The sequence below is a fragment of the Pseudoduganella danionis genome (genome assembly GCF_009720775.1).
Lineage (GTDB): Bacteria > Pseudomonadota > Gammaproteobacteria > Burkholderiales > Burkholderiaceae_D > Rugamonas > Rugamonas danionis.
On the sequence record NZ_WNKW01000002.1, the window covers coordinates 188,278 to 203,896 of the forward strand.

Annotated in this window: 9 protein-coding genes and 1 CRISPR repeat array; all 9 genes read left to right on the forward strand. The window is 59.2% G+C overall.

The features are described 5' to 3' along the window. Positions 1-9 precede the first annotated feature (9 nt). The 9 genes from cas4 to GM655_RS09100 all read left to right on the forward strand — a co-directional run bounded on the left by cas4 (position 10) and on the right by GM655_RS09100 (position 15,618). Complete coding sequence (cas4, locus tag GM655_RS09060; RefSeq protein WP_155434356.1) at positions 10-648, forward strand: CRISPR-associated protein Cas4; 639 nt, start codon at positions 10-12, stop codon at positions 646-648. Then, a complete protein-coding gene (gene cas1c / locus GM655_RS09065) occupies positions 633-1,673 on the forward strand; it encodes a type I-C CRISPR-associated endonuclease Cas1c (protein ID WP_155434357.1) in 1,041 nt (346 codons plus the stop codon). The genes cas4 and cas1c overlap by 16 nt, the downstream gene beginning before the upstream one ends. A gap of 13 nt (positions 1,674-1,686) precedes the next feature. Next, entirely contained in the window at positions 1,687-1,977 is a 291-nt protein-coding gene (cas2, locus tag GM655_RS09070; protein WP_155434358.1) for a CRISPR-associated endonuclease Cas2, read from the forward strand. A 184-nt stretch (positions 1,978-2,161) separates the two neighbouring features. Beyond that, positions 2,162-8,452: direct repeats of the CRISPR family, unit length 32 nt; unit sequence GTCGCGCCCCGCACGGGCGCGTGGATTGAAAC. Positions 8,453-9,202: 750 nt separating this feature from the next. Then, positions 9,203-9,631 (forward strand): division/cell wall cluster transcriptional repressor MraZ, encoded by a 429-nt coding sequence (gene mraZ, locus GM655_RS09075; protein WP_161036408.1) that lies wholly within the window; start codon positions 9,203-9,205, stop codon positions 9,629-9,631. Positions 9,632-9,640: 9 nt separating this feature from the next. Beyond that, positions 9,641-10,609, forward strand: coding sequence for a 16S rRNA (cytosine(1402)-N(4))-methyltransferase RsmH (gene rsmH / locus GM655_RS09080; protein WP_155434360.1), 969 nt, complete (start codon positions 9,641-9,643; stop codon positions 10,607-10,609). Next, positions 10,606-10,881, forward strand: a complete 276-nt coding sequence (ftsL, locus tag GM655_RS09085; RefSeq protein WP_155434361.1) for a cell division protein FtsL — start codon at positions 10,606-10,608, stop codon at positions 10,879-10,881. Before rsmH ends, ftsL begins: the two co-directional genes overlap by 4 nt. Beyond that, positions 10,878-12,653: a peptidoglycan D,D-transpeptidase FtsI family protein gene (locus GM655_RS09090; protein WP_155434362.1), complete on the forward strand. Its 1,776-nt coding sequence runs from the start codon at positions 10,878-10,880 to the stop codon at positions 12,651-12,653. The genes ftsL and GM655_RS09090 overlap by 4 nt, the downstream gene beginning before the upstream one ends. A gap of 20 nt (positions 12,654-12,673) precedes the next feature. Beyond that, the gene (locus GM655_RS09095) at positions 12,674-14,227 is read left to right on the forward strand and encodes a UDP-N-acetylmuramoyl-L-alanyl-D-glutamate--2,6-diaminopimelate ligase (protein ID WP_155434801.1); all 1,554 of its coding nucleotides are present in this window, start codon (positions 12,674-12,676) and stop codon (positions 14,225-14,227) included. Then, the gene (locus GM655_RS09100; RefSeq protein ID WP_155434363.1) at positions 14,227-15,618 is read left to right on the forward strand and encodes a UDP-N-acetylmuramoyl-tripeptide--D-alanyl-D-alanine ligase; all 1,392 of its coding nucleotides are present in this window, start codon (positions 14,227-14,229) and stop codon (positions 15,616-15,618) included. Before GM655_RS09095 ends, GM655_RS09100 begins: the two co-directional genes overlap by 1 nt. Position 15,619: the final 1 nt, after the last annotated feature.

Here is a 15,619-nt window from a genome sequence, read left to right on the forward strand (position 1 = left end):
AGTGCGGCGATGGATCAGGATTTTATACCGCTATCGGCACTCCAGCATTTTCTGTATTGTCCTCGTCAATGTGCACTCATTCACACCGAGCGATTATGGGCAGAAAATCAGCAGACTGCCGAAGGACTGCTGATGCATGATCGGGTGGATAAAATTCATTCAGGGCGACGACGCGGTGTTAGAACAGCCTGTGCTTTGCCTATAGTGAATCCTGCATTGGGAATAAGCGGGGTGGCTGATGTTGTTGAATTTTCTGATGGATCCTGCCCCAATGTTTTTCCTGTTGAATATAAACGAGGACGAAAAAAAGCACACCGCGCAGATGAGGTGCAACTGTGTGCACAAGCACTGTGTCTTGAAGCAATGCTGGATGTGAGCATTCCAGAGGGGGCGCTTTTTTACGGACTCACGCGCCGTCGAGTTGCTGTTTTATTTGATCAGGAATTACGGAATCTAACCTGCGAAATTATTTCTGCAACTCGTGAGCTTCTCCTGTCAGGTAAGACTCCGCTTCCACAATATCTTCCCAAGCGTTGCGATTCCTGTTCACTTTTTGATCTCTGTCAGCCTCGATTATTGGGCCGTAGAAAACCAGTATCCGATTGGTTGACCGAGCAAACGAAAGAAGAATCATGCGGCGACAATTAAACACCTTGTACGTGACCACGGAAGGTGCGTGGCTACATAAGGATGGTGAAAATATTGTTATGGATGTGGAGGGAGAGACTAAAGCGCGTATCCCCGTTCATATGCTTGAAAGTATGGTTTGCTTTGGGCGTGTTTTAGTATCGCCACCATTGCTTGGATTTTGTGCTGAGAAAGGAATTTGCATTAGTTTTCTTTCTTCGTATGGAAAATTTCTTGCTCGGGTCGAAGGCCCAGTCTCCGGAAATGTGTTGTTGCGGCGTGAGCAATATAGGCGGAGTGAAAAGATTCAGGAAGATCTAGAAATTGTCCGAAATGTATTGAAAGGGAAGATATTTAATCAGCGGGCTGTGCTGGCTAGGGCAATGCGAGATCATGGCGCTGGTTTTTCAACTGACGGCAGCGATAGATTGCGCTATGCACTGTTGCGGTTAAAGCGAATTGGAGAGCAGCTGTTTTCAATTGATGAGATCGATATATTACGAGGTATGGAGGGGGAGGCTGCGCAGCTCTATTTTTCGGTCTTTGATTTATTGATTCGTGTTGATAATTCAGCATTTCGGTTTACGAACCGTAGTCGGCGTCCTCCGTTAGATCCGGTAAATGCATTGCTTTCATTTATTTATACTTTGCTGACGCATGATTGCCGCTCGGCTTTGGAAACTGTTGGGCTTGACCCTGCAGTTGGTTTTTTGCATAGAGATCGACCCGGACGGCCAAGCCTAGCACTTGATTTGATGGAAGAGTTTCGGCCTGTATTTGCCGACAGGTTAGTCCTTTCATTGTTGAACCGGCGGCAAATTATAGAAAGAGATTTTCGGACCATGGATAATGGTGCTGTGATTCTGCGGGATGACGCAAGAAAGAAGGTATTAATTGCGTATCAAGATAGAAAGCGTGAAGATATTTACCATGCATTTATAGATGAGAAAGTACCACTTGGGCAGTTTCCTTTTGTGCAGGCGCAACTACTGGCCAGGCACTTGAGGGGCGACTTGGACGGTTATCCTCCATTTCTCTGGAAATGAATGAAATAGCGATATGATGGTATTGGTAAGTTATGACGTTCGCGTAAGTGATCCCGGCGGCGCTAGAAGGCTGAGGCGGCTCGCTCGCGCATGCCTTGATTTTGGGCAGAGAGCACAATATTCAGTATTTGAGTTAGAGGTAGATCAGGCGCAATGGGTGGTGGTTAAGCGGCGCCTCTCTGAAATTATTGATCCTGAATGCGATAGTTTACGATTCTATTATCTGGGTCGCAATTGGTCATCAAAAGTTGAGCACATCGGTGCAAAGCCGTTGTTGGACCTGAATGGTCCTCTTGTAATGTAGCTATTCTCTGCGCGAACCCACAATGATCTGAGCTGAGGAGTGCGGTTCGCGCGTCCATATCTTATTGATTTTCTGAAGCATTCCCGTTCGAAACTATCCGGGAGTAAAAAAACTGCGACGCTGCTGTGGCGTTCGCGGGATGACGAAGTTTTTTTCGTTCGATACAATGACTTACAGAAACACAGTCGCGCCCCGCACGGGCGCGTGGATTGAAACCGCCTAATACGGCCTCCGTTCCCAGTGTCGGTGCGTCGCGCCCCGCACGGGCGCGTGGATTGAAACATTCTCAATGTCAACTGCAGATCGAATCGCAGAAGTCGCGCCCCGCACGGGCGCGTGGATTGAAACTATAAATCCAATAAATTTCCCTTGATTGGGTCCGTCGCGCCCCGCACGGGCGCGTGGATTGAAACCTATTTGATTCCAGACTAAAGTATGCCCACCTGAGTCGCGCCCCGCACGGGCGCGTGGATTGAAACTTTGTTGGTAGCCATCTGTCTATTTAATAGCAATCTGGTCGCGCCCCGCACGGGCGCGTGGATTGAAACAGGAGTGGGGCAATAACAGCACCGAGAGCAAGCGTCGCGCCCCGCACGGGCGCGTGGATTGAAACTGATCCAGAACTCGGACTAAATGGACGATTCGAAGGTCGCGCCCCGCACGGGCGCGTGGATTGAAACCGCGGCAGTATGCGTCAGATTAAACAACTCAAGCGTCGCGCCCCGCACGGGCGCGTGGATTGAAACCTGCAGTGAATGAATGGGTGGAAAAATGGGAACAAGTCGCGCCCCGCACGGGCGCGTGGATTGAAACATCAGACGTGGTGCGGCCTCATTCACAGCGTTGAAGTCGCGCCCCGCACGGGCGCGTGGATTGAAACGTACTGATTCCCGAACGGGATCGATGTCAGGATCATGTCGCGCCCCGCACGGGCGCGTGGATTGAAACAAGTACCGGGCGAGCTAGTCACCATAGCGGCCGAGTCGCGCCCCGCACGGGCGCGTGGATTGAAACAAAACGATGGTCGTCAAGCCTACGCTGCAGGCTAGTCGCGCCCCGCACGGGCGCGTGGATTGAAACCCGTTGGGCCTGATGGGGGAAGCAGGGGCAGAAGGTCGCGCCCCGCACGGGCGCGTGGATTGAAACCGAGAAACTTGCCCGCCAGTTGCCTCTTGGAACATGTCGCGCCCCGCACGGGCGCGTGGATTGAAACGACTTCTTCCGCTTCTTCGTCATATCCGCATAAGCGTCGCGCCCCGCACGGGCGCGTGGATTGAAACTCCGCTCTGTTGGTACAGGTTTGCCACCATGCGAGTCGCGCCCCGCACGGGCGCGTGGATTGAAACCTGCGCAATATCTCGTGCGCACGGCCAGCCTCGTGTCGCGCCCCGCACGGGCGCGTGGATTGAAACTGTGTATTTGGCGTTAGCCGCTCCGCTTGCAGGGCGTCGCGCCCCGCACGGGCGCGTGGATTGAAACCAGCCTATCCATGATCGTGAATTCGGTGCTGTCGGTCGCGCCCCGCACGGGCGCGTGGATTGAAACCTCCGCATGGCTTGCAATGACCGTCTAGCCACTGTGTCGCGCCCCGCACGGGCGCGTGGATTGAAACCATAGCCGAAGTCATACGACACATTTACCTGCGCGTCGCGCCCCGCACGGGCGCGTGGATTGAAACAAGCCTATCGCCAAGAACCAAGGCTGCGTGTTCGTGTCGCGCCCCGCACGGGCGCGTGGATTGAAACTGCATAGCCGCCGCAAGCTGTGCGTTGCGCTCACGTCGCGCCCCGCACGGGCGCGTGGATTGAAACTTGGCGGAGCCGTCGCACCATCTGGATAAACGACGTCGCGCCCCGCACGGGCGCGTGGATTGAAACTAACGTAACAGCACGTGTCTCATGGCCGCATCAAAGTCGCGCCCCGCACGGGCGCGTGGATTGAAACTATCTGCTGATTAGCAAGAAGAACACGAAGTCCACGTCGCGCCCCGCACGGGCGCGTGGATTGAAACCCTGCCCTCTCGCGTAGCCCATTCATTGACCATGGTCGCGCCCCGCACGGGCGCGTGGATTGAAACATCACCGTAGCGCCTGACCGCCTCGCAGACCTGAGTCGCGCCCCGCACGGGCGCGTGGATTGAAACCTTCTGCGCCTCAAGATGATTTACGTTTCGGGCGGGTCGCGCCCCGCACGGGCGCGTGGATTGAAACAACAATCCAGCTATGGACTTGTATTGCCTATTGTAGTCGCGCCCCGCACGGGCGCGTGGATTGAAACTTGCTACCTGACGAGGTGCCCGAAGGTCCATCGGGTCGCGCCCCGCACGGGCGCGTGGATTGAAACTTCTTTACGCCTGTGCATGGGTTCTCGTTTGACGTCGCGCCCCGCACGGGCGCGTGGATTGAAACCGATATGAATAGCCTGACCACATTGTGTTATGTCGGTCGCGCCCCGCACGGGCGCGTGGATTGAAACCCGATAACGTGACCGTCGGACCGATCTGTTTACCTGGTCGCGCCCCGCACGGGCGCGTGGATTGAAACCCTTCGATTCCACGTGAATCCGATATGCCTCGGAACGTCGCGCCCCGCACGGGCGCGTGGATTGAAACCGCACGTGTAGGGATCGATGTGGAACTTGGACGAGCGTCGCGCCCCGCACGGGCGCGTGGATTGAAACCTTCGTAGTCTCCGATGGGTTTGCGGCCAACTCGGTCGCGCCCCGCACGGGCGCGTGGATTGAAACTCGGCGTCGGTACGGGCTTCTTCGACCGCGCGGGTCGCGCCCCGCACGGGCGCGTGGATTGAAACTCGCATAACTTCAATATCGCGCCGGGTAGTGCTCGTCGCGCCCCGCACGGGCGCGTGGATTGAAACCTCGTAAAGCTCATGGAACTTACGGTGCACGTCCGTCGCGCCCCGCACGGGCGCGTGGATTGAAACTTCTGCGGGCGGCCAAACCCGCTAGACGAATGCCCGTCGCGCCCCGCACGGGCGCGTGGATTGAAACCTTCTACGCCTGATTGCAGTCGCGTCCCGTCAAAGTCGCGCCCCGCACGGGCGCGTGGATTGAAACAAAAGTCATTGATGGCGTCAAAGGTGGCGGCGTCTCCATGTCGCGCCCCGCACGGGCGCGTGGATTGAAACAAAATCTATGGAATCCTTTTCAAATCGGACGCGGTCGCGCCCCGCACGGGCGCGTGGATTGAAACTGCATCGAACTGTCCGAAGTTATGAGCCGCCCAAGTCGCGCCCCGCACGGGCGCGTGGATTGAAACAGCGTCGCCCACGTGATTACCTCCAGCGCATCAGAACGTCGCGCCCCGCACGGGCGCGTGGATTGAAACCTATCAAACGCCACGCTAGTGCATGTGGGATGGCTGTCGCGCCCCGCACGGGCGCGTGGATTGAAACCTTGAGGCGGCGCACTTCGTCAATGAAGTAGGCGAGTCGCGCCCCGCACGGGCGCGTGGATTGAAACATCTTCCAGCCGCTGAAAAGGTTGATCGTCGCAGGTCGCGCCCCGCACGGGCGCGTGGATTGAAACCTGTGCCCGCTTTTTGGCGTATAGATCACGGTCCGTCGCGCCCCGCACGGGCGCGTGGATTGAAACCCTGGTGGATCGTCATTTTTAGCGGTTTCCAGTGTCGCGCCCCGCACGGGCGCGTGGATTGAAACAATCATCATCAGCAATAACAGCTGGCCGGTAAGGTCGCGCCCCGCACGGGCGCGTGGATTGAAACTTTGCCAGTCTGGTGATAGCCTCGTGGCGCGTGAGTCGCGCCCCGCACGGGCGCGTGGATTGAAACTCATACAGCGACAATTTTCAGGTGCCCGCTGGGGTAGTCGCGCCCCGCACGGGCGCGTGGATTGAAACCGCCCTCGCCGCCCAGCCAGCCACGCCTGCGGAGTCGCGCCCCGCACGGGCGCGTGGATTGAAACCTGATCCACCCCGCCCACGTCTGCAGGCATGGCTGGCTGTCGCGCCCCGCACGGGCGCGTGGATTGAAACCTGTGCAGCGCGAAATACTGCCCTGCGCATCCTAGTCGCGCCCCGCACGGGCGCGTGGATTGAAACTGCGTGAGGCCGTGGCGATGGCCAATCGAGCCGGTCGCGCCCCGCACGGGCGCGTGGATTGAAACCAACTCGGCTTTCAGGCGTTGCGTCTCTCCATTCACGTCGCGCCCCGCACGGGCGCGTGGATTGAAACCGATCGGCATCTGCACGCCGCTGGCCGAGATGTTCTGGTCGCGCCCCGCACGGGCGCGTGGATTGAAACATAATCAAGGTTCCGCTGGTACTGATTACCTGACCGTCGCGCCCCGCACGGGCGCGTGGATTGAAACACCCAAAGCAATGAGGTCCCGATGCCGCCAAGCGATGTCGCGCCCCGCACGGGCGCGTGGATTGAAACATGTCGGAAGTGGATCCCGCTAAAATCTGTCCAGTCGCGCCCCGCACGGGCGCGTGGATTGAAACATATGCGCCGAGTCGTAGCCGACACCCGGCAGCGTCGCGCCCCGCACGGGCGCGTGGATTGAAACCGAGCGCATCGAGCAGCGGGAGGTGGCAAAGGTAGTCGCGCCCCGCACGGGCGCGTGGATTGAAACTGATGCATTTGGCCTTATGTGTGTAGCCCATGAGCGTCGCGCCCCGCACGGGCGCGTGGATTGAAACACTGCAGCCGCACGGTAGGTGCTGCAGCATGATTAGTCGCGCCCCGCACGGGCGCGTGGATTGAAACCACGCCACATCGTTCAGTATGACCACATGCGGGCGTCGCGCCCCGCACGGGCGCGTGGATTGAAACTCCGCGATTGCGCGAGAACGGGTTAAACGTGTGGTGTCGCGCCCCGCACGGGCGCGTGGATTGAAACTTCAGCGATCCAATGGACCCCAAGACGCAGCAGCGTCGCGCCCCGCACGGGCGCGTGGATTGAAACTCCATCGGGTTCTATCAAGTCTAATGGGTCGCTCGTCGCGCCCCGCACGGGCGCGTGGATTGAAACCGCTACGCTTAGGAGTTACGGTCTTTTTAAACGCGTCGCGCCCCGCACGGGCGCGTGGATTGAAACACGCAAAGGGCTACGATCAGGCCTATGTAGATGCCGTCGCGCCCCGCACGGGCGCGTGGATTGAAACTGCGGAATTGGCAAAACAAAATGCTTGATGCGGGGTCGCGCCCCGCACGGGCGCGTGGATTGAAACATGGCACCAAAGCAAAATCGACCGACCCGACAACCGTCGCGCCCCGCACGGGCGCGTGGATTGAAACTCTAGTTGGTTCGTCGTTGGAATACCGGAATAAAAAGTCGCGCCCCGCACGGGCGCGTGGATTGAAACACGATATCGCGCCGCATCCTGCTGCACCGCTGGCGTCGCGCCCCGCACGGGCGCGTGGATTGAAACCTCTATAAGGATCCTGATGATAACTATGTGGAAAGTCGCGCCCCGCACGGGCGCGTGGATTGAAACTAGCGCTGGAGCCGCAGATGTATCAGCTGATGACACGTCGCGCCCCGCACGGGCGCGTGGATTGAAACATTTCAGTGGCGTCGGATTTTTCATCCATCGCCTGGTCGCGCCCCGCACGGGCGCGTGGATTGAAACCATTGCAGCTACATCATTGTAGCTGTCAGGGTAGCGTCGCGCCCCGCACGGGCGCGTGGATTGAAACATAGTCGTGACGACATAATCGCGCCATTGAACAAGTCGCGCCCCGCACGGGCGCGTGGATTGAAACTGGCTTATGTTCCAGCGGTAGCGCTTGAGGCATTCGTCGCGCCCCGCACGGGCGCGTGGATTGAAACGCCATGAGTTCGTTGCATTTCTGCTCGTCAGTGCGCGTCGCGCCCCGCACGGGCGCGTGGATTGAAACCGTGTAAGCCCGACGCCCCCAGCGGTCAGGCAAAGTCGCGCCCCGCACGGGCGCGTGGATTGAAACAGCAAGTCGATTGCGAACTGGCGCTATCATGTGCAGTCGCGCCCCGCACGGGCGCGTGGATTGAAACTGCGGTTGCCGCTCCTCCACTCAGGCCGGCGCCGGTCGCGCCCCGCACGGGCGCGTGGATTGAAACCTTGACGATCAGCCTACCAAGATTTATCGGGTGGCGTCGCGCCCCGCACGGGCGCGTGGATTGAAACCGCACCCTGAAGGCAGAACACCCGGCTATTCAGATGTCGCGCCCCGCACGGGCGCGTGGATTGAAACAGGTCAATCTCGGTGAAGAACCGGCGATCCGGCAGTCGCGCCCCGCACGGGCGCGCGGATTGAAACGCCAGGTTACGCGAGCTAATGTCGACCATCTTGTGTCGCGCCCCACACGGGCGCGTGGATTGAAACTGCGCCTGTGCTGGCTGCGCTGCCGGCAACGTGGAGCGCGCCCCGCGAGGGCGCATGGATTGAAACTCTATGGCGGCGATGGGGGGAGAGGATGGTGGATGTCGCGCTCCGCGAGGGCGCGTGGATTGAAATCCATATCACTCGCCAGTTTCTGCACCCGCTCCACATGATGCCGACGATCAGGGTGGTATCTAGGTCGCCTTAATGTGCCGTGTAGATGCGTGGATCAAATATTTTTAGCCGCAATATGTGGTTGATAAAAATACTCCCCTTTTCACTAGTTCAATGTTCAAGGTGCGGACGCTGAATTTGTTCGCTGTTGGCAAGCAGACGTCGATATTATTAAAAAGGCAATCCATGCTATGGGAATATGCGATCATCTCCGTAGAGATATAGACGCGCATCAGCCCGTTAATTCATAGCTAGTCCGCGTGCATTGGTGGAACTGCGGTATCATTACATGTCCTGATCTCCCCGCTAATCCCCGCCTAAAGCTTTTATCCTCCCGCCTCAGTGTTGCCGATTTGGCACTGCCATGTTGTCGCGATGCAACTATGTGCAATTAATTCAGCATAGCAAATTCGCCAGAAACCCATGTGCATACGTGAAGTAGCACTTTCACTGTCCGGCATAAGTACTTAATTTGGCTGATTATTTTATTTCTATCCGGCTTCAACGAATTGCGCTAAGTCCTTAATTTCATTACTAAAATCGGTGTTTCGATTGCCTGAAACCGCTTGACCACGGATCAGCCATCCTCTAAAGTGGGCACATGTGTGGAAAAGTGTCATTTTGTGGGAAATTTCACCCGACTTAGCGGCGGGGGAGATGGAAGCGAAATAGCACACTGACCATGCGCCGCTAACCCAAGTGAGGTATTCCGTGTTTCAAGGTGCGTCTGCAATCAATCTCGATGCGAAAGGCAGGATGGCTATCCCTGCCAAGTATCGTGACGCGCTTGCGATCCAGTGCGAAGGCCGCCTCACGCTCACCCGTCACCCCGATGGCTGCGTCATGTTGTTCCCCCGTCCCGTGTGGGAACAGCACCGTCAGCAAATTGCCGCCTGGCCTATGCAGGCCCGTGCATGGCAGCGCATCTTCCTTGGTTATGCCACCGACGTCGAACTCGACACGGCCGGCCGCATCCTGGTTTCGCCGGAGCTGCGCGCTGCTGTCGGCATCGACCGTGAAGTGATGATGATGGGTATGGGTTCTCATTTCGAAATCTGGGATGCCGCCAAGATGGCCGAGAAAGAGCAGCAAGCTCTGGAAGCTGGCACCCCGGATGTACTGGCAAATTTCTCTTTCTAAGGCACTGGGATGACGATGACATCGGTGCCGGAATTTCAGCATCGTACGGTGCTGCTTAACGAAGCGGTTGACGCACTCGAATTGGCTGGCGCACGCGCCGAAGGCGTGTATGTGGACGGCACGTTTGGCCGTGGCGGCCATTCGCGCCTGATCCTGTCGCGCCTCGGCGCGAATGCCCGCTTGATCGCTTTCGACAAGGATTTGCAGGCTATCGCCACGGCGGAGCAGGTGCAGGACAGCCGCTTCACCATTGTGCACGATAGCTTCGCCACCATGCATGACGCGCTGGTCGAACGCGGCGTTCAGGCCGTGGATGGCATTTTGCTCGATCTCGGCATCTCCTCGCCTCAGGTGGATGATGCTTCACGCGGTTTCAGTTTCCGCAATGATGGTCCGCTCGACATGCGCATGGATACCACGCGTGGCCTGTCGGCGGCCGAGTGGCTTGCCACAGAATCCGAACAGACACTGGAAAAGGTGATCAGAGAATATGGGGAAGAACGGTTTGCTTTTCAGATTGCAAAGGCGATTGTTGCTCGCCGGGCAGTCGAGCCAATTTCAAGCACACGACAGCTTGCCGGCATCGTGGCAGGCGCGGTCAAGACTCGGGAAAAGGGCAAGGATCCGGCCACCCGTACTTTTCAAGCTATCCGGATTTTCATCAATAAAGAGCTTGAAGACCTCGAGACCGGGCTGAATCAGGCCTGGGCCAGTCTGGCACCGGGCGGCATCATGGCCATCATCAGCTTCCACTCGCTGGAAGACCGCATGGTCAAGCGCTTCCTCGCCGCCAAGGCCAATGTCGAGCAGCCTGATCGCCGTCTGCCGATCCGCGCCGTCGACTTGCCGCAGCCGGAACTCAAGCTGCTGGCCAAGATCAAACCGTCCGACGCCGAAGTGGACGAGAATCCGCGCGCCCGCTCCGCCGTGATGCGCGTCGCACGCCGTCTGCCAGTGGCAGCCAAGGGGGCGGCATGAGCGGCAAGATTAATCTGTTCCTGACGGCGCTGCTGGTGGGCTGCGCGCTGTCGCTGGTGAACGCCCAGTATCAGGCACGCCACCTGTTCATCGAACTGGAACGCAGCCAGTCGCAGGCACGCCAGCTCGATATCGAATGGGCCCAGTTGCAGCTCGATCAGTCGACGCTGGGCAAGCACGCGCGTATCGAAGAAATCGCCCGCCGCGAAATGAATATGACGCCGCTAACGGCCGCCCGCACGCAGTACCTGACGCCGGAAGGATCGAAATGAGCCGCGGCAGCAGTCTGAACTCGTCCCGCGTGGCCGCCGCTAAAGGCGTGCCATTCTCCAAGAGCCCCGTACTGGCAGTGCGTCTGCCCGTATGGCGTTCGCGCGTGGTGCTGTTCGTACTGTTTGCCGCTTTCGCTGCACTGGCTGGCCGTGCGCTGTGGCTGCAAGGCCTGTCCACCCAGTTCCTGCAAAAGCAGGGCGAAATCCGCTATGCCCGCACCATCGATCTGCCCGCCACGCGCGGCAAGATCACTGACCGTGACGGTCAGGTGCTGGCGTCCTCGCTGCCCGTGAAAGCTATCTGGGCGATTCCGGACGATCTGCAGAATGCACCCAAGGCCAAGCTCAAAGAACTGGCACGTCTGCTCGAAATTAGCGACTTCGAACTGCAGAAAAAACTCGATTCGGACCGCAGTTTCGTCTACCTGAAACGTCAGGTCGAACCGGAAGTGGCCGAGCAGATCGCCAAACTCGGTCTGGAAGGCATACAGACCCGTAAAGAATACAAGCGCTACTACCCGCAGGGCGAAGTGACCACCCACGTGGTGGGCTTCACCAATGTGGAAGACATCGGTCAGGAATCGATGGAACTGGCGCAGCAGAAGAATCTGGTGGGCCAGCCGGGCAGCCGCCGCGTGATCAAGGACCGTCTGGGTCGCATCGTGGAAGATATCCAGTCGGTGCGCGAACCGCATGACGGCAAGGACCTGACCCTGTCGATCGACAGCAAGATCCAGTACATCGCTTTCACCCAGGTGAAAGACGCGGTGGAAAAATTCCATGCCAAGGCCGGTGCGGCCGTGGTGCTCGACGTGCACACGGGCGAAGTGCTGGCGCTGGCCAACTGGCCAACCTATAACCCGAACGACCGCTCCAAGCTGACGGGCGAACAGTTGCGTAACCGCGTGATGACCGATACCTTCGAGCCCGGCTCGTCGCTGAAGCCGTTCACCGTGGGTCTGGCGCTGGATGAAAAACGCATCACGCCGCACACCATGTTCGATACCGGCAACGGCTCGATGGTGATTGCCGACCACGTGATCCACGATACCCACCCGCACTTCGTGATCGATGTGCAGACGATTATCCAGAAGTCCTCGAATATCGGTACGTCGAAAATCGCACTCGGCATGCCTTCGCAGGATATGTGGGAAATGTTTACCAAGGTCGGTTTCGGCCAGCAGCCCAAGTGGGGCTTCCCCGGTGCTGTGGCAGGCCGCGTACGTCCGTATAAATCGTGGCGTCCGGTGGAACAGGCCAATATGAGTTTCGGTCAGGGTATCTCGGTATCGCTGATCCAGCTGGCACGTGCCTACATGATCTTCGCGCGTGATGGCGACATCATTCCGCTGTCGTTCCAGAAGGTGCATGAAGCGCCGCACGGCACGCAGGTGATCAGTGCAAAGACTGCCGCACAGATGCGCGAAATGCTGGAAATGGTCACCCAGCCTGGCGGCTCGGCCGTCAAGGCGCAGGTGCCTGGCTACCGTGTCGGCGGCAAAACCGGTACCGCCCAGAAGGTGGTCAACGGCCGCTACTCGCAGACCAAATACATCGGTAACTTCGTCGGCATGGCGCCGATGACGAATCCGCGTTTCATTATCGCCGTGATGATCGACGAACCGGGTGGTCCGGTTCACGTCGGCGGCGACGTGGCCGGCCCGGTATTTTCGGCGCTGGCCGCCAACGCCTTGCGTGCCAAGAATGTGACGCCGGATTCGACCCTCACCCATATCATCATTCCTGATAATGCAGCACAGGAGAAAATGTGACGACCTTTAACTTCGCCCCCATGGCCGACGTACAAGCCATCGCCGCGACCATCCGCAAGCTGGCGCCCGGTGCGCAGCTCGCGTCGGATTCGCGCCGCATCAAGCTGGGCGACGTGTTCTTTGCTTTTGCAGCAGCCAGCGGCGATGCCGCTGATGGCCGCAACTTCATCGAAGGCGCGATCGAACAGGGTGCCGCCCTGATCGTGCTAGACCCAGCAGGCTTCAACTGGAACGCCAACTGGAAAGTCCCGTATATCACGGTAGAACAGCTGAAACAGCAGGCCGGCGCGATTGTGCACGCCTATTACGAACAACCCGATGCGGCCATGTTCACGGTCGGTGTGACGGGCACTAACGGCAAGACTTCCAGCGCCGTCTGGCTCGGTCAGGCGCTGTCGCGCGCTGGCGAGCTGACTGCCGTCGTCGGTACGCTGGGCGTGGGCATGTTCCGCGCCCGTGGCGAAGTGGAATTTGAAGCCACCGGCTACACCACGCCGGACGCCGTGCTGCTGGGCCGCACGCTGGCGCAGTTGCGCGAGCAGGGTGCTGGCGCACTGGCCATCGAAGTGTCCTCGCATGCGCTCGAGCAGAGCCGTGTGGCCGGTATGCACTTCGACGTGGCGCTGTTCACCAACCTCACGCGCGACCACCTCGATTACCACGGCACGATGGAAGCCTACGAGGCTGCCAAGGCACGCCTGTTCGACTGGCCCGGCCTGAAAACCGCCGTCATCAATCTGGACGATGCTGCCGGTGTGCGCCTGATGAATAGCCTGAAGGCCAAGGCCCCGCTGGCCGGCGCAATTCCGCTGATCGGCTACACCCTGCAAGATGCTGCCAGCCAGCCTGCTATCGACGGCGTGCTGATGCTGCGCGCCAGCCAGTTGCGCTCGGGCCGTAGCGGCGGTACCGAATTCCATCTGGAATGCGCACTGGGCGCTGCCATGATCAAGACCCATCTGGTGGGCCACTTCAACATCAGCAATGCACTCGGTGTGATGGGGGCGTTGCTGGCCAAAGGTCTGGGTCTGCGCGCTGCCATCGAAGCCGTGGAAGCACTGCAGCCAGCACCGGGCCGCATGCAGCAGGTGGGTGGCCAGGATGCGCCGCTGATCGTGATCGATTACGCCCATACGCCCGATGCGCTGGAAAAAACCCTGCTCGCGCTGCGCAGCGTAGCCAGCGACCGCGCCGGTCAGCTATGGTGTGTGTTCGGCTGCGGCGGCGACCGCGATCCGGGCAAGCGACCGCAGATGGGCAAGATCGCCCAGATTGCCGACCATGTACTGGTCACCAGCGACAATCCGCGCAGCGAAGACCCGCAGTCCATCATCGCCCAGATCGTGGCCGGTATGGATCTGGCCAATCCTGCATCGAGCGTGCAACAGCAGGCTGACCGCGCGGCCGCCATTCTGTCGGCCATCAAGCATGCGGCCAAGACGGATGTGATACTGCTGGCCGGTAAAGGCCACGAGCCGTATCAGGAAATCAAGGGCAAGAAACTGCCATTCTCCGACGCTGACCACGCCCAACTGGCGCTGTCGGCACGTTTAACCATGATGAGGCCGAATTAATGCGCGCTGTACTCGCACAGATTCTGCCTGCGCTGACGGGCGCGCAGTTGGTGAATAGCACTGGCGGCGAAGTCGCGTTCAACGGTGTTTCGACCGACAGCCGCAGTGTGGCTGCCGGTTCGCTGTTTGTGGCGCTGCGTGGTGAAGTCTTCGACGCACACCAGTTCCTGGTACAAGTGGCCGAGAAGGGCGCGGCGGCTGTGGTGGTAGAAGAGCTGCCGGAAGGCTGGACGCTGCCAGCGCTGGTGGTGCCCGATACGCTGGTCGCACTGGGCCAGATCGCCAACTACTGGCGCAGCCAGTTTGCCATGCCTGTCATCGCGGTCACCGGCAGCAATGGCAAGACCACCGTCAAGGAAATGATCGCCTCTGTGCTGGCAGCAGCCCATGGCGAAGAAGGCCGTCTGGCCACGCGCGGCAATCTGAATAACGAAATCGGCGTACCGCTCACGCTATTCCGCATGGAAGCCAAACAGCAGTCCGCCGTGGTGGAACTGGGCATGAACCACCCGGGCGAAATCGCCCGTCTGAGCGCGATTGCAGCACCGACCATCGCCATGGTCAATAACGCCCAGCGCGAACATCAGGAATTCATGCACACGGTCGAAGCCGTGGCGCACGAAAATGGCGCCGTGCTGGCCAGCCTGCCCGCCGACGGTGTGGCCGTGTTCCCGTTCGGTGACCAGTATTCGCCTATCTGGCAGCAACTGGCTGGCAGCCGCCGTGTGCTGCGTTTCGGTCTGGACAAGGGCGCCGAAGTGCGCTGCAGCTTCCGCGCCAATGATTTCGGCAGCGAGATGTTCATCACCGTGCAGGAAGGCGAGGGCGAAGCGCAGCAGTTCTTCGTCAATCTGCAGGCAGCGGGCGTGCACAACGTGCTCAATGCGCTGGCTGCCGTGGCCTGCACTTATGCCGCCGGCATCGCGCTGGAACAGATCAAACTGGGTCTCGATACTTTCGCGCCAGTCAGCGGCCGTCTGCAGCGCAAGAGCGCCAGCAATGGCGCGCTGGTGATCGACGATACCTATAACGCCAATCCGGATTCCGTGCGCGCCGCCATCGAAGTGCTGGCCAAGGCCGCTGCGCCGCGCGTGCTGGTGCTCGGCGATATGGGCGAAGTGGGCAGCCTCGGTCGCGAGTTCCACGAAGAGATTAGCGCTTACGCGCAAATGAAAGGCATCGAACAGGTGCTGGTAACGGGCGAACTGGCCCGCCACATGCATGGCGGGGTAGTGCGTCATTTCGATCAGTTCGGCGATCTGATTGCGGCAGTCGATGCCGCCGTCACGCCACAGGCAACCGTATTAATCAAGGGCTCCCGTTTCATGAAAATGGAGCGGGTCGTGCAGCATTTGATTGGATCGCAACAAGCTAACAAGGAAACACACTAAT